The organism is Blastococcus sp. KM273129 (assembly GCF_021698995.1).
In the GTDB taxonomy this organism is placed as follows: domain Bacteria; phylum Actinomycetota; class Actinomycetes; order Mycobacteriales; family Geodermatophilaceae; genus Blastococcus.
In genome coordinates, this window is sequence record NZ_SSXB01000063.1 from 1 (window position 1) to 23410 (window position 23410).

General features: G+C 76.3%; 24 protein-coding genes and 1 pseudogene. 5 read left to right on the forward strand and 20 right to left on the reverse strand.

Features of this window, described 5'->3' with window-relative positions; genetic code table 11:
- The 13 genes from E9565_RS16110 to E9565_RS16170 all read right to left on the reverse strand — a co-directional run.
- Positions 1–1596: cytochrome c biogenesis protein ResB (locus E9565_RS16110; RefSeq protein ID WP_236835873.1), on the reverse strand; the 1596-nt coding region annotated here is incomplete at its 3' end.
- On the reverse strand, positions 1593–2423 hold the full coding sequence (locus E9565_RS16115; protein ID WP_236827179.1) for a cytochrome c biogenesis CcdA family protein: 831 nt from the start codon (positions 2421–2423) through the stop codon (positions 1593–1595). The genes E9565_RS16115 and E9565_RS16110, both read right to left, overlap by 4 nt.
- A gap of 2 nt (positions 2424–2425) precedes the next feature.
- On the reverse strand, positions 2426–2998 hold the full coding sequence (locus E9565_RS16120; protein ID WP_236827180.1) for a TlpA disulfide reductase family protein: 573 nt from the start codon (positions 2996–2998) through the stop codon (positions 2426–2428).
- Positions 2995–3627, reverse strand: coding sequence for a histidine phosphatase family protein (locus E9565_RS16125; protein WP_236827181.1), 633 nt, complete (start codon positions 3625–3627; stop codon positions 2995–2997). Before E9565_RS16125 ends, E9565_RS16120 begins: the two co-directional genes overlap by 4 nt.
- Complete coding sequence (hemL, locus tag E9565_RS16130; protein ID WP_236827182.1) at positions 3624–4991, reverse strand: glutamate-1-semialdehyde 2,1-aminomutase; 1368 nt, start codon at positions 4989–4991, stop codon at positions 3624–3626. The genes E9565_RS16125 and hemL overlap by 4 nt, the downstream gene beginning before the upstream one ends.
- A complete protein-coding gene (locus E9565_RS16135) occupies positions 4988–5467 on the reverse strand; it encodes a DUF4175 domain-containing protein (protein ID WP_236835875.1) in 480 nt (159 codons plus the stop codon). The genes hemL and E9565_RS16135 overlap by 4 nt, the downstream gene beginning before the upstream one ends.
- 19 nt (positions 5468–5486) lie before the next feature.
- Positions 5487–6506 (reverse strand): porphobilinogen synthase, encoded by a 1020-nt coding sequence (gene hemB / locus E9565_RS16140; RefSeq protein WP_236835877.1) that lies wholly within the window; start codon positions 6504–6506, stop codon positions 5487–5489.
- On the reverse strand, positions 6503–8047 hold the full coding sequence (locus E9565_RS16145; RefSeq protein ID WP_236827185.1) for a uroporphyrinogen-III synthase: 1545 nt from the start codon (positions 8045–8047) through the stop codon (positions 6503–6505). Before E9565_RS16145 ends, hemB begins: the two co-directional genes overlap by 4 nt.
- Before the next feature lie 91 nt (positions 8048–8138).
- The gene (hemC, locus tag E9565_RS16150) at positions 8139–9125 is read right to left on the reverse strand and encodes a hydroxymethylbilane synthase (protein WP_236827186.1); all 987 of its coding nucleotides are present in this window, start codon (positions 9123–9125) and stop codon (positions 8139–8141) included.
- Positions 9122–10474: a glutamyl-tRNA reductase gene (locus tag E9565_RS16155; RefSeq protein WP_236827187.1), complete on the reverse strand. Its 1353-nt coding sequence runs from the start codon at positions 10472–10474 to the stop codon at positions 9122–9124. Before E9565_RS16155 ends, hemC begins: the two co-directional genes overlap by 4 nt.
- Positions 10471–11130 carry a redox-sensing transcriptional repressor Rex gene (locus tag E9565_RS16160; protein WP_236827188.1) on the reverse strand — a complete coding sequence of 220 codons (660 nt, stop codon included), beginning with the start codon at positions 11128–11130 and terminating at the stop codon, positions 10471–10473. Before E9565_RS16160 ends, E9565_RS16155 begins: the two co-directional genes overlap by 4 nt.
- Before the next feature lie 225 nt (positions 11131–11355).
- The gene (locus tag E9565_RS16165; protein ID WP_236827189.1) at positions 11356–11613 is read right to left on the reverse strand and encodes a glutaredoxin family protein; all 258 of its coding nucleotides are present in this window, start codon (positions 11611–11613) and stop codon (positions 11356–11358) included.
- Positions 11606–13198 (reverse strand): AMP-binding protein, encoded by a 1593-nt coding sequence (locus tag E9565_RS16170; protein ID WP_236835879.1) that lies wholly within the window; start codon positions 13196–13198, stop codon positions 11606–11608. Before E9565_RS16170 ends, E9565_RS16165 begins: the two co-directional genes overlap by 8 nt.
- 201 nt (positions 13199–13399) lie before the next feature.
- Here E9565_RS16170 and E9565_RS16175 point away from each other — a divergent pair, with 201 nt between their 5' ends.
- The 3 genes from E9565_RS16175 to E9565_RS16185 all read left to right on the forward strand — a co-directional run bounded on the left by E9565_RS16175 (position 13400) and on the right by E9565_RS16185 (position 16402).
- Positions 13400–14134 carry a sigma-70 family RNA polymerase sigma factor gene (locus tag E9565_RS16175; RefSeq protein ID WP_236827191.1) on the forward strand — a complete coding sequence of 245 codons (735 nt, stop codon included), beginning with the start codon at positions 13400–13402 and terminating at the stop codon, positions 14132–14134.
- Positions 14135–14246: 112 nt separating this feature from the next.
- Positions 14247–15389, forward strand: a complete 1143-nt coding sequence (locus E9565_RS16180; RefSeq protein WP_236835880.1) for a DUF5667 domain-containing protein — start codon at positions 14247–14249, stop codon at positions 15387–15389.
- Between the two features lie 110 nt (positions 15390–15499).
- Positions 15500–16402 carry an HAD family phosphatase gene (locus tag E9565_RS16185; RefSeq protein ID WP_236827193.1) on the forward strand — a complete coding sequence of 301 codons (903 nt, stop codon included), beginning with the start codon at positions 15500–15502 and terminating at the stop codon, positions 16400–16402.
- Positions 16403–16418: 16 nt separating this feature from the next.
- Here E9565_RS16185 and E9565_RS16190 read toward each other — a convergent pair whose 3' ends face one another.
- The 5 genes from E9565_RS16190 to proC all read right to left on the reverse strand — a co-directional run bounded on the left by E9565_RS16190 (position 16419) and on the right by proC (position 20420).
- A complete protein-coding gene (locus E9565_RS16190; RefSeq protein WP_236827194.1) occupies positions 16419–17333 on the reverse strand; it encodes a lysophospholipid acyltransferase family protein in 915 nt (304 codons plus the stop codon).
- Positions 17326–18432: an NAD-dependent epimerase/dehydratase family protein gene (locus E9565_RS16195; RefSeq protein ID WP_236835882.1), complete on the reverse strand. Its 1107-nt coding sequence runs from the start codon at positions 18430–18432 to the stop codon at positions 17326–17328. Before E9565_RS16195 ends, E9565_RS16190 begins: the two co-directional genes overlap by 8 nt.
- A 10-nt stretch (positions 18433–18442) precedes the next feature.
- Positions 18443–18541: a 30S ribosomal protein bS22 gene (locus E9565_RS16200; protein WP_012854759.1), complete on the reverse strand. Its 99-nt coding sequence runs from the start codon at positions 18539–18541 to the stop codon at positions 18443–18445.
- A 333-nt stretch (positions 18542–18874) separates the two neighbouring features.
- Positions 18875–19090 (reverse strand): helix-turn-helix domain-containing protein, encoded by a 216-nt coding sequence (locus tag E9565_RS23615; RefSeq protein ID WP_374201438.1) that lies wholly within the window; start codon positions 19088–19090, stop codon positions 18875–18877.
- Positions 19091–19601: 511 nt separating this feature from the next.
- Positions 19602–20420 (reverse strand): pyrroline-5-carboxylate reductase, encoded by an 819-nt coding sequence (gene proC, locus E9565_RS16210; protein ID WP_236827197.1) that lies wholly within the window; start codon positions 20418–20420, stop codon positions 19602–19604.
- 200 nt (positions 20421–20620) lie between these two features.
- Between proC and E9565_RS16215 the strand changes: the two genes are divergently transcribed.
- The gene (locus E9565_RS16215; protein WP_236827198.1) at positions 20621–21187 is read left to right on the forward strand and encodes a type 1 glutamine amidotransferase domain-containing protein; all 567 of its coding nucleotides are present in this window, start codon (positions 20621–20623) and stop codon (positions 21185–21187) included.
- Positions 21188–21194: 7 nt separating this feature from the next.
- Here E9565_RS16215 and E9565_RS16220 read toward each other — a convergent pair whose 3' ends face one another.
- Together E9565_RS16220 and E9565_RS16225 are read right to left on the reverse strand one after the other, a co-directional pair.
- Positions 21195–21980 carry a hypothetical protein gene (locus tag E9565_RS16220; protein ID WP_236827199.1) on the reverse strand — a complete coding sequence of 262 codons (786 nt, stop codon included), beginning with the start codon at positions 21978–21980 and terminating at the stop codon, positions 21195–21197.
- The gene (locus tag E9565_RS16225; RefSeq protein WP_236827200.1) at positions 21980–22924 is read right to left on the reverse strand and encodes a hypothetical protein; all 945 of its coding nucleotides are present in this window, start codon (positions 22922–22924) and stop codon (positions 21980–21982) included. The genes E9565_RS16220 and E9565_RS16225 overlap by 1 nt, the downstream gene beginning before the upstream one ends.
- Positions 22925–23000: 76 nt before the next feature.
- Between E9565_RS16225 and E9565_RS16230 the strand changes: the two are divergent.
- Positions 23001–23410 (forward strand): annotated as a pseudogene (locus E9565_RS16230) (hypothetical protein); the annotation flags it as partial.

Sequence of the window (23410 nt, forward strand, 5' to 3'; positions counted from 1 at the left end):
CAGCTGGCCTTCGGCCGGCGGGTGGCGCGCGGCCAGCGCGTCCCGCAGGTCGTCGGACAGGGCCTCGAAGCGCGAGCCGCCCTCACCACCGCCGCGCGTCAGCGACGCCAGCGTGAGCACGGTACCGTCGCCGTCGCCGGCGGGCTCGGCCCGGGCGAAGACGCGCTCGCGGCGGAGCAGCAGCATGCCGAGCAGCCCGCCCAGGAGGACGATCGAGGCGCCCAGCACCCAGAGCTGCCCGGGGTCGTGCGAGTACTGCAGGGCGGCGAACTCCTTGACCCCGCTGAAGGTGATGCGGGTGCCGTCGGGCAGGTCGAACGACTCCCCCACCGAGAGGTTCGCCGAGCCGACCTCGGTGAGCCGGCCGCGCTCGATCTGGCTCTGGTCGATGGAGTACACCGACTGCGGCAGCCCCGAGTCCAGGCCGAGGTAGCCGGAGTAGGCGATCAGCGCCACCTGCGGGGCCAGGGGCCGCGGGTCGATCGACGTGAGCACACCGCCCTGCACCAGACCCGTCGGGGCGAGGAAGCCCTCCAGCGCCAGCTGCTCCTCCTGCCCCGGGACGTCGGGCAGCTTGAGCGCGCCCTCGCTGGCCATCGTCCCCTGGTCGGTGGGCAGGAAGGGCACGGTCAGGTCGGTGAAGGTGGTCCCGTCCGGGACGGTGACGGTGAACGACGGGCTGAAGCCGTGGCCGGTGACGTAGACGCGGTCGCCGTCGAGGCGCAGCGGGTCGTTCACGCCGATGGTGCGGGAGCGCTCCTCGCCGGCCGGGGCGCCGTAGCGGATGTCGGCGGTGAACGAGGCCGCCGTGAGGTTCTCCTCGTACTCGGCGGTGAACTGGTCGAGGTCGACGCAGAGGGCGTTGAGGTCGCCGCTGTCCACCAGCGGGCCCGCGGAGTAGGTGTCGTACTGCTGGAACGAGTTGCAGAAGCCCTGCCCCTCGGTGACCAGGATGCTGCCCTCGTAGCCCCACAGCTTCCCGCCGGCGAGGCCGAGCAGGAGGGCGAGCAGGGAGAGGTGGAAGACCAGGTTGCCGGTCTCCTTGAGGTAGCCCTTCTCCGCGGAGAGCTCCGGGCCGCGCGCCCCCTCGCGGCGGACGACGCGGAAGCGGCGCACCCGGAGCTCCTCCTCGACGACGTCGAGCGCGGCGCCGGGGTCGGAGGGGGTGGCGAGGCGGCCGGCGTCGGGGAGCCGGAGCAGGTTGCGCGGGGCCGGCGGCGGCGGGGTGCGCAGCGCGCGGGCGTGCTCGGCGGCGCGCGGCACGACGCAGCCGATCAGCGAGACGAACAGCAGCAGGTAGACCGCCGCGAACCACGGCGAGCTGAAGACGTCGAACAGGTACAGCCGGTCGAGCACCGGGGCGAGTTCGGGGTGGTCGGCGAAGTACTGGTTGACGTTGTTCTGCGACAGCGAGCGCTGCGGCAGCAGCGAGCCCGGCACGGCCGCCAGCGCCAGCAGGAACAGCAGCACGATCGCCGTCCGCATGGCGGTCAGCCGCCGCCACCAGCGCAGCAGCAGCCCGCCGAACCGCCGGCCCGCGGAGGGCCCCGGCGGCGGGGCGGGCGCGGCCGGGCGCGAGGGTGCCTCGACGCTCACAGCGCCGACTCCCCGAGGCCGGTGGCGGCCAGCCACGCGCGCAGCCAGCCCATCATCTCGGTCCACGCGCCGGTGAGCAGCAGCAGCCCGATCAGCACCAGCACGGCGCCGCCGAAGCGGGTGACCGCGCGGGCGTGCCGGCGCAGGAACGAGGTGGCGCCGACCGCCCAGCGGGCGCCGAGCGCGACCAGCAGGAAGGGCACGCCCAGCCCCAGGCAGTACGCGACGCCGAGCAGCGCGCCGCGGCCGGCGGTCGCCTCGGAGACCGCCAGCGAGTACACCGCGCCGAGCGTCGGCCCCAGGCACGGCGTCCAGCCCAGCCCGAAGACGATGCCGAGCAGCGGGGCGCCCGCCAGCCCGGCGACCGGGCGGGCGGTGAGGCGCTTGGTGCGCTGCAGCAGCGGCAGCCAGCCCAGGAAGCCCAGCCCGACGACGACGGTGATCGCGCCGAAGACCCGGTTGAGGGTGTCGGCGTGCTCCACCAGGAGCCGGCCCAGGCCGCCGAACGCGGCGCCGAAGGCCACGAAGACGAGGGTGAAGCCGAGCACGAACAGGAGCGCGCCGAGCACCATGCGGCCCCGCGGCGCGCGCTCGTCCACCGGCGCGCGCACCGCCGTCGCCGTCCCGCCGCCGGCGGGTGTGGCGGTGGGCGCGGGTGCGGCCGTGCGGGCACCGCTGCCGACCAGGCCGGTGACGTAGGACAGGTAGCCGGGGACCAGCGGCAGCACGCACGGGGAGGCGAAGCTGATCAGCCCCACGAGCGCGGCGACGCCGGCCGCCACGAGCAGCGGCCCGTCGGCGACCAGGCCGGCGAAGGTCTCGCCCACGGTCAGATCCCCTCCGCCAGCACCTGGTCCAGCACCGTCCGCAGGTCGTCCTGCTGCACGGCGGCGGTGTACACCGCGGCCACCCGGCCCTCCCGGTCCAGCACGATGGTGGACGGGATGGCGTTGGCGGGGTAGTCCCGGAAGGCGAGGGCGACCTCGCCGCGCGGGTCGAACAGCGACGGGAAGGTGATCTCCCCGCCGTCCAGGAAGGCCTGCGCGAGCTGCCGGTCGTCCTTGACGTTGATCCCGAGGAACTCCACGCCCTCGGCCCCCACCTCGCCGTAGACCTCCTCGAACTCCGGCGTCTCCACCCGGCAGGGCGGGCACCAGGAACCCCAGAAGTTGATGACCGCGATCTCGCCGTCCAGCGTGGCCGAGTCGAACGAGCCGCCGTCGAGCAGCTCGCCGGTGAACCGCGGGGCGGCCTGCCGCTCGGCGGGCGGGATCACCTCGCCGGCCGGGGTACCGGCCACGAAGCGGAACTCCCCGCCGTTGTTGACGTCGACGGCGTCCGAACCCGTGCTGCACCCGGTGAGCAGCGCCGCCGCGAGGACGGCCGTGAGCACCCGCCTCATGCGCCCGGCACCGCGTCGGGGTCGGTGGCGCCGGCCGGCTCGGCGTAGGTGACGCCGACGAAGCGGTCGTCCTCGTAGGTGAGCGAGGTGACGCTGGCCAGCGAGCACTGGCGGCGGCGCGGGTCGTGGGCGAAGCGGCGCCCCTCGACGTGCAGCCGGGTGGTCCAGATGGGCAGCTGGTGGCTGACCAGCACCGCCTCGTGGCCCCGCGCGGCGTCCCGGGCGGCCTCGACCGCGGCGATCATCCGCGCGGCGATCTCGACGTAGGGCTCGCCCCAGGAGGGCGCGATGGGGTTGCGCAGCTTCCACCAGTTGCGGGGGGCCCGGAAGACGCCGCCCCCGCGGCCCACGACCGTGCCCTCGAAGGCGTTGCCCGCCTCGATGATCCGCTCGTCGACGGCGACCTCCAGCCCGGTGGCCTCGGCCAGCGGGCGGATGGTCTGCCGGGCCCGCTCCAGCGGGCTGGACACCAGGTGGACGACGTCCCGCCCGCGGAACCACTCCGCGGCCGCGACCGCCATGGCCTCGCCGGCGGCGGACAGCCGGTACCCGGGCAGCCGGCCGTAGAGCACGCCGGCGGGGTTGTGCACCTCGCCGTGCCGGAGGAGGTGGACGACGGTGGTGGTCACGAGGAGCGCTCGCTGTCGACCGCGCCGGTGCGGTGGGTGTCGACCTCGGCGGCGGCGCGGGCCGCGGCGGGCAGCGCCTCGAGCACGCGGTCCAGCGCCTCGCCGTCGAGCTGGGCGTTGACGAACCACGCCTCGAACGCCGACGGCGGGAGGTAGACCCCGCGCGCCAGCAGCGCGTGGAAGAACGCGGTGTAGCGGGAGACGTCCTGCGTGCGGGCGTCGTCGTAGTCGCGCACCTGCCGCTCGTCGGGCACGAAGAAGACCGAGAACATGCTGCCGGCCTGCTGCACCCGGTGCGGCACCCCGGCGGCGAACAGCGCCGCGCTGGCGGCGCCGCGCAGCACCGCGGAGACCTCGTCGCAGCGCGCGTAGACCTCGTCGGTGCAGTTGCGCAGCGTGGCCAGCCCCGCCGCGACCGCCACCGGGTTCCCCGAGAGGGTCCCCGCCTGGTAGACCGGCCCGCTGGGCGCGAGGTGGTCCATGAGGTCGGCCCGGCCGCCGAACGCCGCGGCCGGCAGCCCGCCGCCCATGACCTTGCCGAAGGTGAACAGGTCGGCGTCGACCGGGTCCAGGCCGTACCAGCCCGACCGCGAGACGCGGAAGCCGGTCATGACCTCGTCGAGCACCAGCAGCGCCCCGTGCGCGGCGGTGATCCGCCGCAGCTCGGCGTTGAACCCGTCCAGCGGGGGCACGACGCCCATGTTGCCGGGCGCGGCCTCGCTGACGACCGCGGCGATCTGCGACCCCCGCTCGGCGAAGACCGCCTCGACGGCGGCGACGTCGTTGTACGGCAGCACGACCGTGTCGGCGGCGGCGCCGGTCGTCACCCCGGGGGTGTCGGGCAGCCCGAGCGTGGCCACGCCCGACCCGGCCGAGGCCAGCAGCGCGTCGACGTGCCCGTGGTAGTTGCCGGCGAACTTGACCAGCAGCGGCCGGCCGGTCACGCCGCGGGCCAGGCGCACGGCCGAGAGCACCGCCTCGGTGCCCGAGTTGACCAGCCGGACCCGTTCCACCGGGGCCACCCGGCTGCGGATCTCCTCGGCGAGCTCGAGCTCGCCCTCGGTGGGGGCGCCGAAGGAGAGCCCGCGGCGGGCGGCCGCGGTCACCGCCTCGACGACCGCGGGGTGCGCGTGACCCAGGATCATCGGCCCCCAGGAGCTGACCAGGTCGACGTAGCGCCGCCCGTCGGCGTCGGTGAGCCAGGGACCCGAGCCCTCGGCCATGAAGCGCGGCGTGCCGCCCACGGCGCGGAAGGCCCGCACCGGGCTGTTCACGCCGCCCGGGGTGATCGCCTGACCGCGGGCGAAGAGGCCGGCCGAGACGGGGGCCTCGTAGGTGTAGGGCGGGCTGTCCAACGAGGTCACGTCCCCAGTGTGCCCTCTGCGTCGGGCGAGCGGTCGGAGGCATCGCGCACACCCCCGAGCAGGGCGGCCCGCAGCGCCGCCGGGTCCCGCGTCGGGACCAGCACCGTCCGGCCGCCGGCCAGCCGCAGCGGCAGCCCCGTGCGGCCGCGCGGCAGCGACCAGCCCCCGCCGAGGACGGGGGCGCCGGCGTCCACCCCGGCGTCGGCACCGCGCAGCGCGCTCGCGTCGACGTCACCCAGCGGCACCCGCTCGCGGCCCACCGCCAGGCCGTCGGCGTCCACCCGCACGGTCCACACCCGGCGGGCCGAGAGGCAGCCGATCGCGACCACGCCCGGCACCGCGACCAGCGTGAGCACCCAGGCCAGCGGGGGGACGTCGGGACCGGGCAGCAGCAGGTCCCAGACGGCGAAGAGCCCGAGGACCCCGGCGACCAGCCAGAACGGCCGCCAGGAGCCCCCGGGCTCGACGTACGTCATGTCCCCGCCCACCCCGGGCTCAGCGGGCCAGCAGCCGCGCTGCCTCGACGGCCCAGTAGGTGAGCACCTGACCGGCGCCCGCACGGCGGATGGCGACCAGCGTCTCGAGGATCGCCCGCTCGCGGTCCACCCAGCCGTTGGCGGCGGCCGCCTCGACCATCGCGTACTCGCCGCTGACCTGGTAGGCGCTCACCGGCACCTGCACCGCCCCGGCGACCCGCGCCACGATGTCCAGGTAGGGCAGCGCCGGCTTCACCATGACCGCGTCGGCGCCCTCGGCGAGGTCCTGCGCCACCTCGCGCAGCGCCTCGTCGGCGTTCGGCGGGTCCATCTGGTAGGTCGACCGGTCGCCGAACTGCGGCGCGCCCTCGGCCGCCTCGCGGAACGGCCCGTAGAAGCCGGAGGCGTACTTGGCCGCGTAGGCCAGGATCGGCACCTCGGTGAACGCCGCGCTGTCCAGCCCGGCGCGGATCGCCGCCACCTGGCCGTCCATCATCCCGCTCGGCGCGACGAGGTGGGCGCCGGCCTGCGCCTGCGCGATCGCCACCGCGGCGTACCGGTCCAGCGTCGGGTCGTTGTCGACCACGCCCGCGGGCGTGACCACACCGCAGTGCCCGTGGTCGGTGTACTCGCACAGGCAGAGGTCCGCCATCAGCACCAGCTCGTCGCCGAGGTCCGCCCGCAGGTGCTGCAGCGCCACGTTGACCACGCCGTCGGCGGCGTCGGCCTGCGAGCCGACGGGGTCCTTGCCCGACGGGATGCCGAAGAGCATGAGCCCGCCGATGCCGGCCTCGGCCGCCTCGTGCGCGGCCTTCCGCAGCGAGTCCTGGGTGTGCTGGACGACGCCGGGCATCGAGCCGATCGCGACCGGCTCGTCGATGCCCTCCTTGACGAAGACCGGCAGCACCAGGTCGGCCGGGGCCACCCGGGTCTGCGCGGTCAGCCGCCGCAGCGCGGGCGTCGACCGCAGCCGGCGCCCGCGCGCGAAGCCCGGGCTGGCTCCCTGCAGCCGTCCCGCCCCGCCGCCCGCGCCCGTCACCTGCCCTCGCCGTCCTCCGCCTCGCGCAGCGACAGGGCGTGCTCGGCGAGCGCGTCCACCAGCGGCCCGACGGCGGCCGTCTCGGGCTGCACGTCGACCCGCAGGCCGAACTCCTGCGCGCTGGCCGCCGTCGCCGGGCCGATCACCGCGACGACGGTCTTGGCGTGCGGCTTGCCCGCGATGCCGACGAGGTTGCGGACGGTGCTGGACGAGGTGAAGCAGACGGCGTCGAAGCCGCCGCCCTTGATCGCCTCGCGCACCGCGGCCGGCGGCGGGGCGGCCCGCACGGTCCGGTAGGCGGTGACGTCGTCGATCTCCCAGCCGCGCTCGACCAGCCCGGCCGCGAGGGTCTCGGTGGCGATGTCGGCGCGGGGCAGCAGCACCCGCTCGATCGGGTCGAGCACGTCGTCGTACTCGGGGAAGTCGGCGAGCAGGCCCTGGCTGGACTGCTCCCCGGTGGGCACCAGCTCCGGCTGGATGCCGAACTCCCGGACCGCGTCGGCGGTCTGCTCGCCGACGCAGGCGACCTTCACGCCGGCGAAGGCGCGGGCGTCCAGGCCCAGCTCGACGAACTTCTCCCGCACGGCCTTCACCGCGTTCACCGAGGTGAAGACGATCCAGCCGTAGCGGCCGGTGACCAGGCCCTTGATGGCGCGGTCCATCTGCGCGGGGCTGCGCGGCGGCTCCACGGCGATCGTCGGCACCTCCACCGGCACCGCCCCGTAGGCGCGCAGCCGGTCGCTCATCTCCCCGGCCTGGTCCTTGGTGCGCGGCACGAGCACCCGCCAGCCGAACAGCGGGCGGCTCTCCCACCAGGAGAGCCGGGCGCGCTTGTCGACGGCGGCGCCGACGGTGGCCACCACCGGCCCGCTGAGCGGGTCGAGCCCGGCGGTCTTCTCCGCCACGGCGGCCAGCTTGGTCACCAGGCTCTTCTGGCCGGTGCCCGAGCCGCCGGTGGTGACGACCACCGGGGTGCTGCCGGCCAGGCCGCCCTCCACCAGGCGCACGGCGGCGTCGGGGAGCTGGTCGGCGGTGCCCTGGAGCACCAGCGTGCCCCCCGTACCGGCGGCGGCGCCGGCCAGCGCGGGCAGGTCCACGTCGGTGCGCAGGTCCGCGGTCACCGCGGTGCTGCCCAGCGCGACGCCCGCGAAGGCGGGGACGGCGGTGGCGGTGGCGACCCCCGGCACCACGTCGAAGGGCACCGAGGTGCGGCCGACGGCGAGCACCTCCTTGACCACGTCGTCGGAGGTGTAGGGGTCACCGGTGACGAGCCGGACGACGACGGCGCCGTTCTTCGCGGCCGCCACGGCGCCCTTGGCCACCTCCGCGGGCTCGCCGGACACCGGCGTGAGCTCGGCCTCCGGGTTGGCCTCGCGGACGGCGTCCTGGACGGCGGAGGCGACGTCGGGGTCGACGAGCACCACCGCCGCCTCGGCCAGCGCGGCGCTCGCGCGGGCGGTGAGCATGCCCGGGTCACCCGGGCCGGCGCCGACGAACACGACCCGGCCGGACTGGCCCGCGGTCTTGCGGAAGCGCGTCATGGCGTGCTCCTGATCCTGGCCCGACGAGGTCGGGCGTCTGGTATGGCCCGAGTCGCTCGGGCGTCTTCTGGGGTCTGGGTGGGGTGGGGGGTCACTCGCCGGCCGCCATCAGCGCGGCGGCGCCCCGGTCGAGCAGCTCCGCGGCGAGGCCCCGGCCGAGCGCCGCGGCGTCGGCCGGCGCGCCGGTGGCCGAGCCGCGGACGGAGTCGCTGCCGTCGATGGCGGTCACCGAGGCCCGGAGGAACAGCTCGGGGCCGGTCTCCCCCTCGGCGACCTCGGCGTAGGCGGCGACCGGGGCGCTGCACCCGGCCTCGAGCGCGGCCAGGGTGGCGCGCTCGGCCACCACGCAGGCGCGCGTGGCGGCGTCCTCGAGCCGGCCCAGGAGCTCGCGGGTGCGGGCGTCGCTGGTCCGGCACTCCACGGCCAGGGCCCCCTGGGCCGGGGCGGGGAGCACCTGCAGCGGGTCGAGGGTCTCGGTGATCCGGTCGGTGCGGCCGATCCGGCTCAGTCCGGCCCGGGCCAGGACGACGGCGTCCAGGTCACCGGGGCCGCCGGGCGAACCGGCCACCCGGGCGAGCCGGCTGTCGACGTTGCCGCGGATGGGCACGACCTCCAGGCCGAGGCCGAGGGCGCGCAGCTGGGCCACGCGCCGCGGGGCGCCGGTGCCGATCCGCGAACCGGGCGGGAGCTCGCCGAGGGTCAGCCCGTCACGGGCCACCAGGGCGTCGCGCGGATCCTCCCGCACGGGCACGGCGGCGAGGGCGAGCCCCGGCTCGGGCGCGGTGGGCAGGTCCTTGTAGCTGTGCACGGCGAGGTCCACCTCGCCGTCCAGCAGGGCGCGGCGGATCGCCGTCACGAACACGCCGGTGCCGCCCAGCTGGGCGATCGCCGCCGAGGACCGGTCGCCCTCGGTGCTGATCAGCACCAGCTCGACCGGCACGCCGGTGGCCGCGGTCAGGGCGTCGGCGACCGCGCGGGACTGGGTCTGCGCGAGCACGCTGGCCCGGGTGCCCAGCCGCAGCGGGGTCGCGGCGCCCGCCGCCGCGGTCGCGGTGACCTGCACGTCGGTGGCGGTCATGCCGGGCCTCCCGGGCGGTCGGGGTCGACGGTGACGGCGTCGGCCAGCCGGCCGGCACCGGGGGTGACGTCGGCGTCGATGCCCAGCCCGAACAGTGCCCGCAGCGCGCCCGCGTAGTCGGTTCCACCCGGCGTGGCGGCCAGTTCCTTGACCCGCACGGTGGGCTCGTGCAGCAGCTTGTCGACGACGCGGCGGACCGTGCGGGAGATCTCGGCGCGGGCGCGCGCGTCCAGGTCGGGCAGCCGGCCGGCGAGCCGCAGCAGCTCGGCGTCGACCACCTCGGCCGCCTGGCTGCGCAGCGCGGAGACGGTGGGCCCCACCTCGGCGGCCTGCCGCTCGGCGCGCAGCAGCGCCGCCTCCGCCTCGATCATCGCGCGGGCGGCGCTGATGTCGTCGGCCGCCACCGGGCCGGCGGTGGCAAGGCCGTCGTGCCGCTCGCCCTGGAGGAGGGCCAGGTCGACGACGTGCACGCCGGGCAGGGCGGCGACGCCGGGGTCCACGTCGCGGGGCAGCGCGAGGTCGATGACCACCAGCGGCCGGTCCCGGCGGCCGGTCATCGCCGGGGCGACGACGTCGGTGCCCACGACCAGCCCGGTGGCGCCGGTGCAGGTGACCAGCACGTCCGCGGCGGCGATCTCCCCGCCCATGCGCGACAGCGGCGCGGCGCGGCCCCCGACCGCCTCGGCCAGCCGCCCGGCCGACGCCGGGGTGCGGCTGCTGACCACCACGTCGGCGCCGCGGCGGGCCAGCGTGGTGGCGGCGAGCGCGCCCATGGAGCCCGCGCCGACGACGAGGACGGGGCGGCCGGCGAGCGCACCGATGCGGGCCTCGGCCCGGTCGAGGGCGACCGAGACCAGCGACGCACCGGCCCGGTCGATGCCGGTCTCGGAGTGCACCCGCTTGCCCACGCGCAGCGCGCGCTGGGCGACCGGGTGCAGGGCGCGACCGACCGTGCCCTCCTCGCGGGCGAGGGCGTAGGCGGCACGGAGCTGGCCCAGCACCTGGGTCTCCCCGACCACCATGGAGTCCAGCCCGGCCGCCACGGTGAACAGGTGGGCCACCGCCTGGTCCTCGTAGTGCACGGTCACGTACGGGGAGAGCTCCTCGACCGTGGCGCCGGCCTGGCGGGCCAGCACGCGGCTGACGTCGGTGACGCCGCCGTGGAACCGCTCGACCTCGGCGAAGACCTCCACCCGGTTGCAGGTGGCCAGCACCAGCGCCTCGCTGACGTGGTCGCTGCCGACGAGCTCGTGCAACGCCTTGACCCGGTCGTCGGCGCCCATCGCGAACTGCTCCAGCAGTGCGACCGGTGCGGTCTGGTGGCTCACGCCCACCGCCAGGAGGCTCATGCCGACGCCTCCCCCACGGGCACCCGCTGCTGGCTCAGGAAGGCGAGCACCTGCAGCTCCACGGAGAGGTCGACGTGGCGGACGTCGACGCCCGCCGGGGCCGACAGGGTCACCGGCGCGAAGTTCAAGATGCTCCTCACCCCGGCCGCGGCGAGCCGGTCGCAGACCTGCTGGGCGACGTCGGCCGGCGTCGCGATGACCCCGATGGAGGCCTCGGTGGCCGCCACGACCGCCTCCAGGTCGGCCACGTCGCGCACGGTCAGCCCGCCGATGCACTGGCCGATGCGGTCCGGGGCGGCGTCGAGCAGGCCGACGAACTCGAAGCCGCGGCTGCCGAACCCCGCGTAGTCGGCGAGCGCCGAACCGAGGTTGCCGAGGCCCACGAGCACGCAGGCCCGCGAGCGCTCGGCGCCCAGCACGCGGGCGATCCGCTCGCGCAGCGCCCGCACGTCGTAGCCGACCCCGCGGACGCCGCAGGACCCCAGGTGCGAGAGGTCCTTGCGCAGCCCGGCGGGGTTGACGCCGGCCGCGGAGGCGAGGTCGCCGGAGGAGACGGTCGTCCGGCCGCCGTCGGCGAAGCTGGTCAGCACCCTCAGGTACACGGCCAGGCGGGCGACGGTGGCCTCCGGGATCGACCGGGGCCGCGGCTGGATCACGGGCTCTCCACAGCGGTCGCACCCGGGGGCCCGGCGGGCGCCGGGGGCGGGGCTGCGACATCGGGGACGCGGGCGCTCGACGCGCTCGCGTCCGCCACGGTAACCGCTTGTGAACGCAGGAACAAAGTCCCCAGGGCGGCAACGGGCCGCTGACCTGGACCGATCCGCCCAGAGATGTGGCGGACACCACCGTAACCACCGGGGCGCCGCCACCCGGACGGGGGGTCAGCCCGCCGAGCCCTCCGGCAGGCCGAGGTCCCGGCGCAGCCGGGGGACGTCGAGCGTGAAGTAGGAGTGCTCCCGGCCGTCGACCAGCAGCACCGGCACCCGGTCGCCGTACTCGGCCTGCAGCTCCGGGTCGGTGTCGACGTCGACCTCCACCGGCGCCAGGCCGGCGCTCGCGGCGATCGGGGCCAGCTGCTCGGCCGCGGTCAGGCACAGGTGGCAGCCCTGGCGCACCAGCAGCTCCAGCCGCTCAGCCACCGGTGCCCTCCTCGCCCTCCGCCGACGCCGCAGGATCGGTGGTGCCCGTGAGCCCCAGCTCGCGCAGCCGGGCACGGCTGACCTTGCCGGTGAGCGAGTGCGGCAGCGACGGGAGGAAGTGCACCGACGTCGGCACCTTGTAGCGGGCCAGCGACCCCGCCGCGTGGGCCTGCAGCTCCCCCACCGTCAGCCGCTCCCCCGGCGCCAGGGCGACGACGGCGCGCACCGCGGACCCGGTGCGGGCGTCGGGGACGCCGATCACCGCGCTCTCCAGCACGGCCGGGTGCTGGTCCAGGACGCGCTCCACCTCGGCCGGGTAGACGTTGAAACCGCTGACGAGCACCAGGTCGCTGCGCCGGTCCACCAGGTGCAGGTCGCCCTCGGCGTCGCGGTAGGCGAGGTCACCGGTGCCGAGCCAGCCGTCGGCGTCCGGCCCGTCGGCCCCGTCGGGCCAGTAGCCGGAGAACAGGTTGGGGCCGCGCACCCAGATCTCGCCGGGCCCCTCGTCGGCGCTGTCCTCGGCGCCCTCCGTGCCGGCGTCGTCGTCGCCCGGGAGCGGCGCCGCGGCGGCGGTGTCGCGCAGCACCAGCTCCAGCCCCGGCACCGGGCCGCCGATGCAGGCGGGCTTGGCCCGCCCGGTGGCGAGGGTGCTGGCCACGACGGGCGCGGCCTCGGTGAGGCCGTAGCCCTCCCAGACCGTGACGCCGGCGCGCTCGCGCATCGCCGTCCACACCTCCTCGGGCAGCGGCGCGGCACCGGCGGAGGCGATGCGGACAGCGGCGAACGCGCGGCGCAGCTCGGCGTCGGGGTGGGCGGGGTCCGCGCGGTTGCCGGCGTCGGCCGCGGCGAGCCAGGCCTGGTACATCGGCGGCGCCCCCGGCACCGTGGTGACCCGCTCCTCGGCCATGAGCGCCAGCGAGGCCCGCGGGTCGAAGGTCTCCTGCAGCACGGCGCAGGCGCCGGTGGCCGCGACCAGGCCGAAGCCGGCGTTGAGGCCGTACACGTGGAAGAGCGGCAGCACCAGCAGCACCCGGTCGTCGGAGCGCACCGGCGGCGGGGTCATGGCCAGGCACTGCTCCTGGTTGGCGCGCAGCGCACCCGAGGTGAGCATCGCGCCCCGCGGCCGGCCGGTGGTCCCGCTCGTGTAGCAGAGGAAGGCCAGCGCGGCGGGGTCGTCGGGCACCGCGGGCACCGGCCCCTCCGCCTCCGGCGGACCGGGACAGACCGGCACCCCGGCCAGCTCGTCGCGCGTGCCGGGCGCGACCAGCAGCGAGGCGCCGGAGTCGGTGAGCACGTGCTCGAGCTCCGGGTCGGTGTAGGCGGTGTTCACCGGGACGACGACGAGGCCCACGCGCAGCCCGCCCAGCACCGCGCGCAGCCAGTCCACCCCGTTGGGCAGCTGGACGGCGACCCGGTCCCCCGCCCGGAGCCCGCGGCCGGCGTAGCCCGCCGCGACCCGGTCCGCGGCCGCGTCGAGCTCCGCCCAGCTGAGCCGGCGGCCCCCGGCCACCACGGCGGGGGCGTCGGGGTCGCGCTGCGCGGCGGCGCGGACCAGCGCGGCCAGCGAGGTGCCTGCCTCGGGCACGGGTAGCTCCTGTCGTCGGGACGGCGCGCAGCCCGGCCCGCCGTGCGCCCGGGGACGCGCGGGGGCAGGCTGCCGTGGACGGGCACGGGCGATGTTGTCACCATGGGGCCCGTGCCGCAGCCCGCGCGCGCCCTCCGGCGCGCCCGGCGAAACCAGGACGGTCCAGGCAGAGCGGGCCGAGGAGGAGGTCGAACGCCCCGCATGCCGCACCCCCTGGACGCCGAGCGGTCGGCCGGCGCCGGCTCCCGCCCGCGTCCGACACCGTTCCCCCGGGCCAGCGCCGAGGCCCTGCCCGCGCCCCCGCCGCCCGCCGCCGCGGAGCTGGCGACCGAGGTCGTCGCGGAGCTCGCGGAGATCGCGGCCGCCGACCCCGGCCCCGTCGCGGCCGGCGACGTGGACGTGTGGGAGCTGGTGCGCCGCACCCAGGCGGGTGACGCCGAGGCGTTCGGCCGGCTCTACGACCACTACGTGACGCTGGTGCACCGGTACGCCTACCACCGGGTCGGCGACCGGGCGACGGCCGAGGACGTCACCAGCGAGACCTTCGTGCGCGCGCTGCGGCGGATCGACTCGCTGTCGTTCCAGGGCCGCGACGTCGGCGCCTGGCTGGTGACGATCGCCCGCAACATCATCCGCGACCAGGTGAAGAGCAGCCGCTTCCGGCTGGAGGTCAGCACCGCGGACATGCGGGACGCCGACCGGGCCACCGACGGCCCCGAGGACGCCGTGCTGCAGCACCTCACGAACGAGCAGCTGCTGGCCTGCGTGAGGCAGCTGGGGAGCGAGCAGCAGGAGTGCATCGTGCTGCGGTTCCTGCACGGTCTGTCCGTCGCCGAGACTGCCGAGATCATGGGCAAGAAGGACGGCGCGATCAAGGCGCTCCAGCACCGGGCGGTCCGGCGGCTGGCGAGCCTGCTCCCCGAGGGCCTGCGGTGACCACCGCGCCGCGACCGGCCGTAACCGGCGGGCCCGCCCCGTCGTTGGGCAGGTCGCGGCGGGCGTCCGTCGCGAGCGGGACGTGCGCCGAGGCGAGGACGGGAGGTGGCGGGTGATCCGGCCCGAGGACGGCTCGACCCCGACCGGCCCCGACACCGGGACCGCGGTCATCGCCCGTCTGGAGTCCCTCGCCGACCAGCTCGACACCGGTCCCGATCCCCAGTTCCGGTCCCGGTCGCGCGCCCGGCTGGTGGCGATGGCCGCCGTCCGCACGCCCGAGCCGGCGCCGCGCTCCCTGCGCCACCGGCTGTTGGCCGCCCGGGCCGTGGACCGACCCCCGTCGCGGTGGCGGGGACGGATCACCGCCGGGCTCGCCGGCGCGGCGGTCGGGGTGACCGGCCTGGCCGCCCTGGTCGCCGTCGCGGCCGGCGCGCAGCCGGGCGACCCCCTCTACGACCTCAAGCGCGGCACCGAGCAGACGCAGCTGGCGCTGGCCGGCGACAGCCGCGGGCAGACCCTCCTGGAGCTGGCCGGCACCCGGCTGGAGGAGCTGGCCCTCCTCGTCGGGACCGGGGACCCGGTGCTGGTCGAGCGCACCCTGCGGACCATGGACGAGCACACCACCCAGGCAGTCGGCTGGCTCACCGCCCAGGCCGTCCGGTCGGTCGACACCGCGCCGCTGGAGGTGCTGTCCCGCTGGACCGCCGGGCAGTCCGGCGGGCTGGCCGCCCTGGCCGGCGAGGTGCCGGCCGGCGCAGCCCCCGCGTACGCGCGCTCGACCGACCTGCTGGGCACCCTGGCCACCCGGGTGGAGGAGCTCCGCGGGGCGCTGCGGTGCCCGACCGGGCCGGCCGTGGCGGGGGACGACGCCCTGGGCCCGGTCCCCGGGATCTGCCTCGCCGACACGCCGGTGGCCGTCGTCGAGGAGCCCCCCGGCACGGTCCCGCCCGTCGCCGGCACCCCCGCCGACGTCCCGCCGTCGGCGGGGCCGTCCACACCGCCGGTGCCGGCGGCGCCTCCGGCGTCCGGCAGCCCGCCAGCCGGCGAACCGCAGCGACCCGGGCCGGACGTGCGCACGGGCAGCCCGACGCCCACGCCGCGCACCCTCCCCCGGCCGCCGGTGCCCGACCTGCCGCAGCCCGAGCGCCCCGTCACCGGGCCGAGCGCCAGCACGCCCCCGCCGGTGGTGGCCGTCCCGCTGCCCGGCCCGCTGGAGGTCTGCCTGCCCCCGCTGATCACCGTGGGTGAGTGCTGACCGGGAACTGACCGGGGGCAACGCCCCGGCTAGGGTCGACGGAGCGGTGCCCGGGCCGCGGCGGGGCCAGCCCCGGGACCGTCGAGCCGGATCGAGTGAGGGAGGTCGTCGTGCCGCGACTGTCGGTGCGCGGTCGCCGCGCCACGCAGCCCGCCGGGGAGACCCGCGCCCACGTCGCCGGCGCCGCCTCCGCGGCGGCCGCCGAGGTCGCGAGCCCGCCCGCCGTCGAGCCCGACCTCACCGCCGCCGCGTTCTTCGACGTCGACAACACGATGATGATGGGCGCGTCGCTGTTCTGGTTCGCCCGCGGGCTGGCGGCGCGGAAGTACTTCTCCAACCGGGACCTCGCCCGGTTCGTCTGGCAGCAGGCGAAGTTCCGCATCGCCGGCAACGAGAGCGCCGACGACATGCTCACCATCCGCGAGAACGCCCTGGCCTTCGTCGCCGGCCGCGAGGTCGCCGAGATCCAGCAGGCCGGTGAGGAGATCTACGACGAGCTGATGGCCGACCGCATCTGGTCGGGCACCCGCGCGCTGGCCCAGCAGCACCTCGACGCCGGGCAGCGGGTGTGGCTGGTGACGGCGACGCCGGTGGAGCTGGCGTCGATCATCGCCCAGCGGCTGGGCCTGACCGGGGCGCTGGGCACCGTCTCGGAGATCGTCGACGGGCGGTACACCGGCCGTCTGGTCGGGGAGCTCATGCACGGGCCGGCGAAGGCCGAGGCGGTCCTGGCGCTGGCCGAGCGGGAGGGGCTGGACCTGTCCCGGTGCACCGCCTACAGCGACTCGGCCAACGACCTGCCCATGCTCTCCCTGACCGGCACCGCCGTCGCCGTGAACCCCGACACCGAGCTGCGGGCAGCGGCCCGGGCCCGCGGCTGGACGATCCGCGACTTCCGCACCGGCCGGAAGGCGGCGAAGATCGGCGTCCCCACGGTGGCGGCGGCCGCGCTCTCCGGCGGGCTCGTCGGGGGCGCGGTGGCGCTGCGGCGGCGCAACAAGCTGCCCTGGTAGACCCCTGCGGAGGTCGTCAGCGGGCGAAGACGCCCGGGCGCCGCAGGAGGAGCTGGTACAGCGAGTGCTGGATGGTCTCGCGCACCTGGTCGGTCAGGTTGAACACCAGCATCGGGTCCTCCGCGGCGGCCGGGCCGTAGGACGCCGTCTCGATCGGCGCACCGAAGGCGATCAACCACTTCGAGGGCAGCGGCACCAGGCCGAGGGGACCCAGCAGCGGGAAGGTCGGTGTGACCGGGAAGTAGGGCAGCCCGAGGAGCCGGGCGAGGGTGCGGGCGTTGCCGACCATCGGGTAGATCTCCTCGGCGCCCACGATGGCGCACGGGATGATCGGCGCCCCGGTGCGCAGGGCCGCGGAGACGAAGCCGCCCCGGCCGAAGCGCTGCAGCGTGTAGCGCTCGCGGAACGGCTTGCCGATGCCCTTGAAACCCTCCGGGAAGACGCCGACCAGCTCGCCGCCGGTGAGCAGCCGCTCGGCGTCCTCGTTGCAGGCGAGGGTGGCGCCGAACTTTCGCGCCAGCGCGCCGACGACCGGCAGCTCGAAGACCAGGTCGGCGCCGAGCAGGCGGAACCGGCGGCCGGCCGGGTGCTCGTCGTGCAGCGCCACGGTGGTCATGAGCGCGTCGATCGGCAGCGTGCCGGAGTGGTTGGCCACCACGAGGGCGCCGCTGTCCGAGGGCACGTTCTCCAGGCCGGAGGTCTCCACCCGGAACCAGGACCGGAACAGCGGGCGCAGCGCCGGCAGCAGGACGTGGTCGGCGAGGTCGGGGTCGAGCCCGAACTCGTCGGTCTCGTACTCACCGGTCAGCCGCCGCTGCAGGAACTCGACCGCGCCGGCCAGCTGCTCCTCCCACCCCGGGGGCGACGGAGGCGCGCTCACGCGGGGCTCGTCGTCCTCGGGGCGCAGCCGGATCACCCGGGCCTCAGGCATCGCGCACCGCCCGCAGCGCCGGGGACGGCGGGGCCGGGCGCAACCGGTGCTCCACGGCCGAGGCGGTGTCGCCGATCCGCCCGAGCAGCGCGCGCAGGCCACCCCCCGCCGCCCGCACCACGGCCGGGTCCAGGACGGGCGGCACGGTGCGCGCGTAGTCGGCCAGCGCCGCGGCGGTGCTGTACCGCGGGGTGTAGCCGAAGTCGCGGCGGAGCACCGTCGTGTCCACCACGCGGCCGAAGTTGAGGAAGCGCATCTGCTCCGGGGAGTAGTCGACGAAGCCGAACCGGCGGGACAGCCGGCCGACCGAGCCCAGGGCGGGCGTCGGCACCGGGACCTCGAGGCGGCCCAGCCGGCGGATGGCCTGCGAGAGCAGGAGGGTGCCCTCGCCGCCCACGTTGACCGTGCCGGCGAACTCACCGGTGGTCGCCCGGGTCAGCGCGGCGAGCGCGTCGTCCTCGTGCAGGAGCTGGACCCGGGCGTCGTACCCCAGGGCCGTCGGCACCAGCGGCATGCGCAGGAAGCCGGTCAGCAGCGAGTCGATGCGGGGGCCGATGAAGTTGGTGAACCGGAGCACGGCCACGTCGACGTCGGGACGGCGGCGGCCGAACGAGCGCACGTAGCCCTCGATGTCGACGCTGTCGCGGGCGAAGCCGCCGGCGGGCACCTGGCGCGCCTGCATGGCCTCGGTGAAGACCGCCGGGTCACGCGACGAGGCGCCGTAGACCGCGCTGGTTGACTTGAGGACGAACCGGCGGACCGACGACGCGCGCTGGCAGGCCGCCAGCAGCTGCATCGTGCCGATGACGTTGAGCTCCTTCATCGGCACCCGCCCGCCGGAGCCGGCGGGGGTGGAGCTGATGTTCATGTGCACCACGGTGTCGACCGACGCCGCGGCGATGACCTTGCCGATCAGCGGGTTGCGGATGTCGGCACGGACGAACTCGGTGCGACCCAGCCGGCGCAGCACGGCCGGCGACGGGGGGACGGTGTCCACCCCGATGACCCGCTCGATGCGCGGATCGGAGGCGAGCTCGGCCGCCAGCGCGCCACCCAGCCACCGGCTCACGCCGGTGACGAGGACGACCGCAGGCGGCACGAGCCTCAGCTCACTTCTTGTTGCGGCGCTGGACGCGCGTCTTCTTCAGCAGCTTGCGGTGCTTCTTCTTCGCCATCCGCTTGCGCCGCTTCTTGATGACCGAACCCACGTGTGTCTCCCGACTTCGAAATGATCAGCTCGAACGCGGCCGCAGAGCCTGCCCTGCCGTCGCCCGGCGACCGAGCGTACCCGAGCCGCAGCGCGGCGATGACACTGTCGCCCTCCGGGCGACACCGCGGCCGGCTGGCGCACCCCGTGTCGCACCGAGCCGTTTCGTCACGCCTCCGCGCACCCCGCAGGGCGCGCTCGACGCGATCATGCGGCGAGCCACCGGCTCCCGTCGGGTGGAGCCGGCCGTCGTTCCCGCCCCGGCCGACCCGGACGAGCCGGGACGAGGGGCGGGGTGTCCTCGGAGGCGACGGCGCTGTCGCGCTCCCGTCCCTCAGGCGATGTCGGTGTAGGCGTCGCGCAGGTAGTCCTGGACGGCGCGCTCCGGCACGCGGAACGAGCGACCGACGCGGACGGCGGAGAGCTCGCCCGCGTGGACCAGGCGGTACACCGTCATCTTGGAGACGCGCATCATGGCGGCGACCTCGGCCACGGTCAGGAAGGTGACGGCGGCGCGGGGGGCCGGGACCGCGGGGCGGCCGATCGGCATGGCGGCGGGGTGCTGGGCCGGCACGGGGCGGGCGACGGCCGCGGCGGTCATCGGGCGACCCATCTGGCGGGGGACGGGCATCCCCGGGCGGACGACGGTGGCGGCAGCGTGGCGCTGGGGCATGGTCATGTCTTCGTCTCCGGTACCTAGCTCGTGTCGTGGCGCCGGCTTCCCCACCGGCAACTGAACACGCACGCGCTGGTACTGAGAGTAAGGGGACGCGCGTGACTGAAGCGATGGGTGAAACGAACAGGCGGACCGGTCCGTCCTAGGCAGAACTACACCTATGCAACACGGTGCACACGCGTTCCGGCGCGTTTCGCGACACGGTGAGAAGTGGGTGACGCGGGGTGACGTCGTTTCACCCGGAGGTGCACTACCGTGTTCGCCCGCTCACGACGGGTGCTCGTCGACGTGTCGACACGGGAAGGCGCCGGCACCGCGTCGGAGCCGGTCGACGTCAGGACTTGTCGACCGGCGCCGTCGTCCCGCCTCGTCGTCGGCGTCGCCGTCAGGAGCTGTCGCGGCCCAGCTCGACGGAGCGCGCGTGCGCCGCCTCGATCGCGGCCATCAGCGCGGCCCGGACGCCGTGCTTCTCCAGCTCCCGGATGGCGGCGATCGTCGTGCCGCCGGGGCTGGAGACCGCCTCGCGCAGCTGGACCGGGTGCTCCCCCGAGTCGCGCATCATCACCGCGGCGCCCAGGGCCGTCTGCACGATGAGGTCCGCGGCCAGCGCGCGCGGCAGCCCCAGCAGGATGCCGGCGTCGACCATCGCCTCGACCAGGTAGAAGAAGTAGGCGGGCCCGCTGCCCGACAGCGCGGTGACGGCGTCCTGCTGCGTCTCCGGCACCCGGCGCACCTGCCCGACCGCCGCCAGCAGCGCCTCCGCCTCGTCGAGGTCCTGCTCCCCCGCGTGCGCACCGGCCGAGAGCACGCTCATGCCCTCGTCCACGAGCGCGGGGGTGTTCGGCATGACCCGCACGACCGGGACGCCGGACGGGAGCGCCGCCTCGATCCGCGCCGTGGGCACGCCCGCGGCGACGGAGACGACGAGGTGCCCGTCGTCGACGTGCTCGGCGACCAGCCCGAGGAGGGCGTCGATGTCCTGCGGCTTGACCGCCAGCAGCAGCACCCGCGCCCGGGCCGCGGCCTCGCCGAGTTCCACCGCGGGGACCCCGTAGCGCCCGGTCAGCTCGGCGGCGCGCTCCGGGCTTCGCTCGACGACGAGCAGCCCGTCGGCCCCGCCGCGCCGGACCAGACCGGACAGCAGCGCCTCACCGATCTTCCCGCCGCCGACGATGGCCAGGCCACGGCGGCCGGTGGCGGTCACCGCCGCACCCCCAGGGCGGGCACCTGCGCGCGGACGGCGTGGCCGGCGGCAGGCAGGCGGCGCTGCTCCCCGGTCGGTTCTCCCCAGGGCATGACGTGCTCCCAGCTGTCGGGCGCGCTGCGGGGCGCGGGCGGGCGGGTACGCCCGAAACCGTAGTGCTCGGGCGTGTGCCGGCTCCGGGCCCCGGGTAGCGCCGCCCCATGGCAGGAGAACTGGACGGGATGAGGGTGGCCGTGCTGGCCACCGACGGAGTGGAGCAGGTCGAGCTGGACCGCCCCTGGCAGGCGCTCGAGGAGGCCGGCGCCGAGCCGGAGCTGGTGTCGTTCTCGACCGGCACCATCACCGCCTACGACCACATCGACAAGGGCGAGCGGCGGACGGTCGACACCGACCTGGGCTCGGCGGACCCGGACGACTACGCGGCGCTGGTCCTGCCCGGCGGCGTCATCAACGGGGACTTCGTGCGCGCCGACGCCGACGCGGTGGCGTTCGTGAAGGCGTTCTTCGACGCGGGCAAGCCGGTGGCGGCGATCTGCCACGCCCCCTGGGTGCTGATCGAGGCCGGGGTGGTGCGCGGCCGCCGGATGACCTCCTGGCCCTCGCTGCAGACCGACCTGCGCAACGCGGGGGCGAACTGGGTGGACGAGGAGGTCGTGGTCGACGGGAACCTCGTGACCAGCCGCAAGCCCGACGACCTCGACGCCTTCGGTGCGGCGATCGTCGACGAGTTCGCCGCCTCGCGCGACGCCGAGCCGGCCGACGCCTGACCCGGGGTCAGGACGTCGCGAGGAGCGTGGCCGCCGGGGCGATCGTGAGCAGGGTGCCGGCGAACACCAGGACCGCGAGCAGGCGGGCCCCCACCGGTTCCGAGCCCTGGCGCTCGCGCCACGCGTTGACCCCCACCACCAGGCCGGTGACGGCCAGCGGGGCCAGGAAGACCGCCAGGTGCGGGATCAGCTCCCAGAGCACGGTGGCGGCGAAGTAGATGCCCACCCCCGCCGCGAGGGCGATGACCAGCTCGCCGGCGAACCGGAGCCAGGCCAGGGCGCTCTCGCGCGGGGTGGCGTCGAGGTCGGCGTCCTCGCCGCGCACCACGGGGATCGGCCCGGTGGACGCCACGCCGTCGCGGGCGGGCGCGCCGGCCGCCGTCGCCCCGCGGGCGGACCGGCGGTCGGGCCCGCGCTGCGCGCCGGCCGCCTCCGCCGCCTCGGCGGGACGACGCAGCGGGGGCACCGGGCCGGAGGGGTGCGGCACACCGGGCTTGCGGTCCGGGCGCAGACCCGGGATCGCGGCGGTGGCGGGGTCGGCGGCGCGGCCGGCCGGGCGGGCCGCCCGCGTGGCCAGGGGCTCGGCCTCGGGAGCCCGCAGGTCGCTCCGGCGCCGGCCGTAGCCGGCCCGGTCCGCGCCCGCATCGGCACGCCGCTGGCGGATGCCCGTGTCGTCCTCGTCGTCGGCGCGGCGGCGCCGGGCGGTGCGCGCCGCGGACTCGATGCCGGCCTCGCGCAGGATCTCGGCGAGCGAGCGCCCACCGGTGTCCGGGTTCCAGTCCGGTTCGGCCATCACGCCCCTCCCAACGAGTCCAGCCGGCGGAGGATGACCCCTTCGCGCAGCGCCCACGGACAGATCCGCACGCACGGTACGTCGAGCGCACGCAGAGTAGCGGCAGCCACGACGGCGCCGGCGGGAACCTGGTGCGCCCGCGCGGCGGACACGCCGGGCAGCTCCGCCAGGGCCGACGACTCGATCCGGGAGACGAAGCCGACCAGCTGCCCCAGCCCGGTCGCCGTGAGCTCGCGCGGGACCCGCAGCCCGCTCGCGGACGGCGCGGCGCCGGCGAGGCGGGCCAGCGTGCGGAAGGTCTTGCTCGTCGCGGCGACCAGGTCCGGCGGGCCGGCCGCGGCGATCTTCTCCGCGGCGGGCGCGAGCAGGTCGGAGGCATGGGCGGAGAGGGCCTCCAGCGCCGCGAGGTCGGGCCGGCCGCCCGCGTCCGCCCGCGGCAGGAAGCGCCGGCTCATCCGCCCCGCGCCCAGGGGCAGGGAGAGGGCGACGTCGGGGTCCTCGTCGATGCCCGCGGCGAGTTCCAGCGAGCCGCCGCCGATGTCCAGGACGAGCAGCCGGCCGGCGCTCCAGCCGAACCAGCGCCGCACCGCCAGGAAGGTCAGCCGCGCCTCGTCCTCGCCGCTGAGCACCGTGAGGTCGACGCCGGTGCGCTGCCGGACCCGGTCCAGCACCTCCAGGCCGTTGGCCGCCTCCCGGATGGCCGAGGTGACCAGCGCCATCAGCTCGTCGCAGCCCTGCGCCTCCGCCTGGTCGCAGGCCCGCTGCACCGCGATGAGCAGCGCCTTCTCCCCCGCCTTGGAGAGCACGTCGTCCCTGCCCACGTGCTCCGCGAGCCGCAGCACCGACTTGTCGTCGTGCATCGGCGTGGGGTGCGCACCGCGGTGGGCGTCCACCACCAGCAGGTGCACCGTGTTCGAGCCGACGTCCAGCACACCCAGCCGCATGGGGCGATTCTGCCTGGCTCCGCCCCGGGGCTCGCGCCGAGCGGAGCGGAGCAGCGGCTCCTCCTAGGCTGGGCCGGTGGACGACGAGCCCCCCGCCGAGGTCGGACCGGACTTCGCCCGTGAGTGGGTGGAGTTCCCCGACCCGGCCGACCCCGAGCACGTCGTGCGGGCCGACCTCACGTGGCTCACCTCGGCCTGGACCTGCGTGTTCGGCCGGGGCTGCGCGGGCGTGGTGGCGGGGCGGCCGGACGACGGCTGCTGCAGCCACGGCGCCTTCTTCACCGACGAGGACGACCTGCACCGGGTCACCGCGGCGGTGGCCGACCTGACCGACGAGGACTGGCAGCTCGCCGCCACCGGGCGCGGCGCCTGGACCGAGGTGGACGACGCCGAGGACCCGGAGGATGGGGGCACGGCCGAGGACCCGGAGGAGGGGGGCACGGCCGAGGACCCGGAGGAGGGGGGCACGGCCGAGGACCCGGAGGA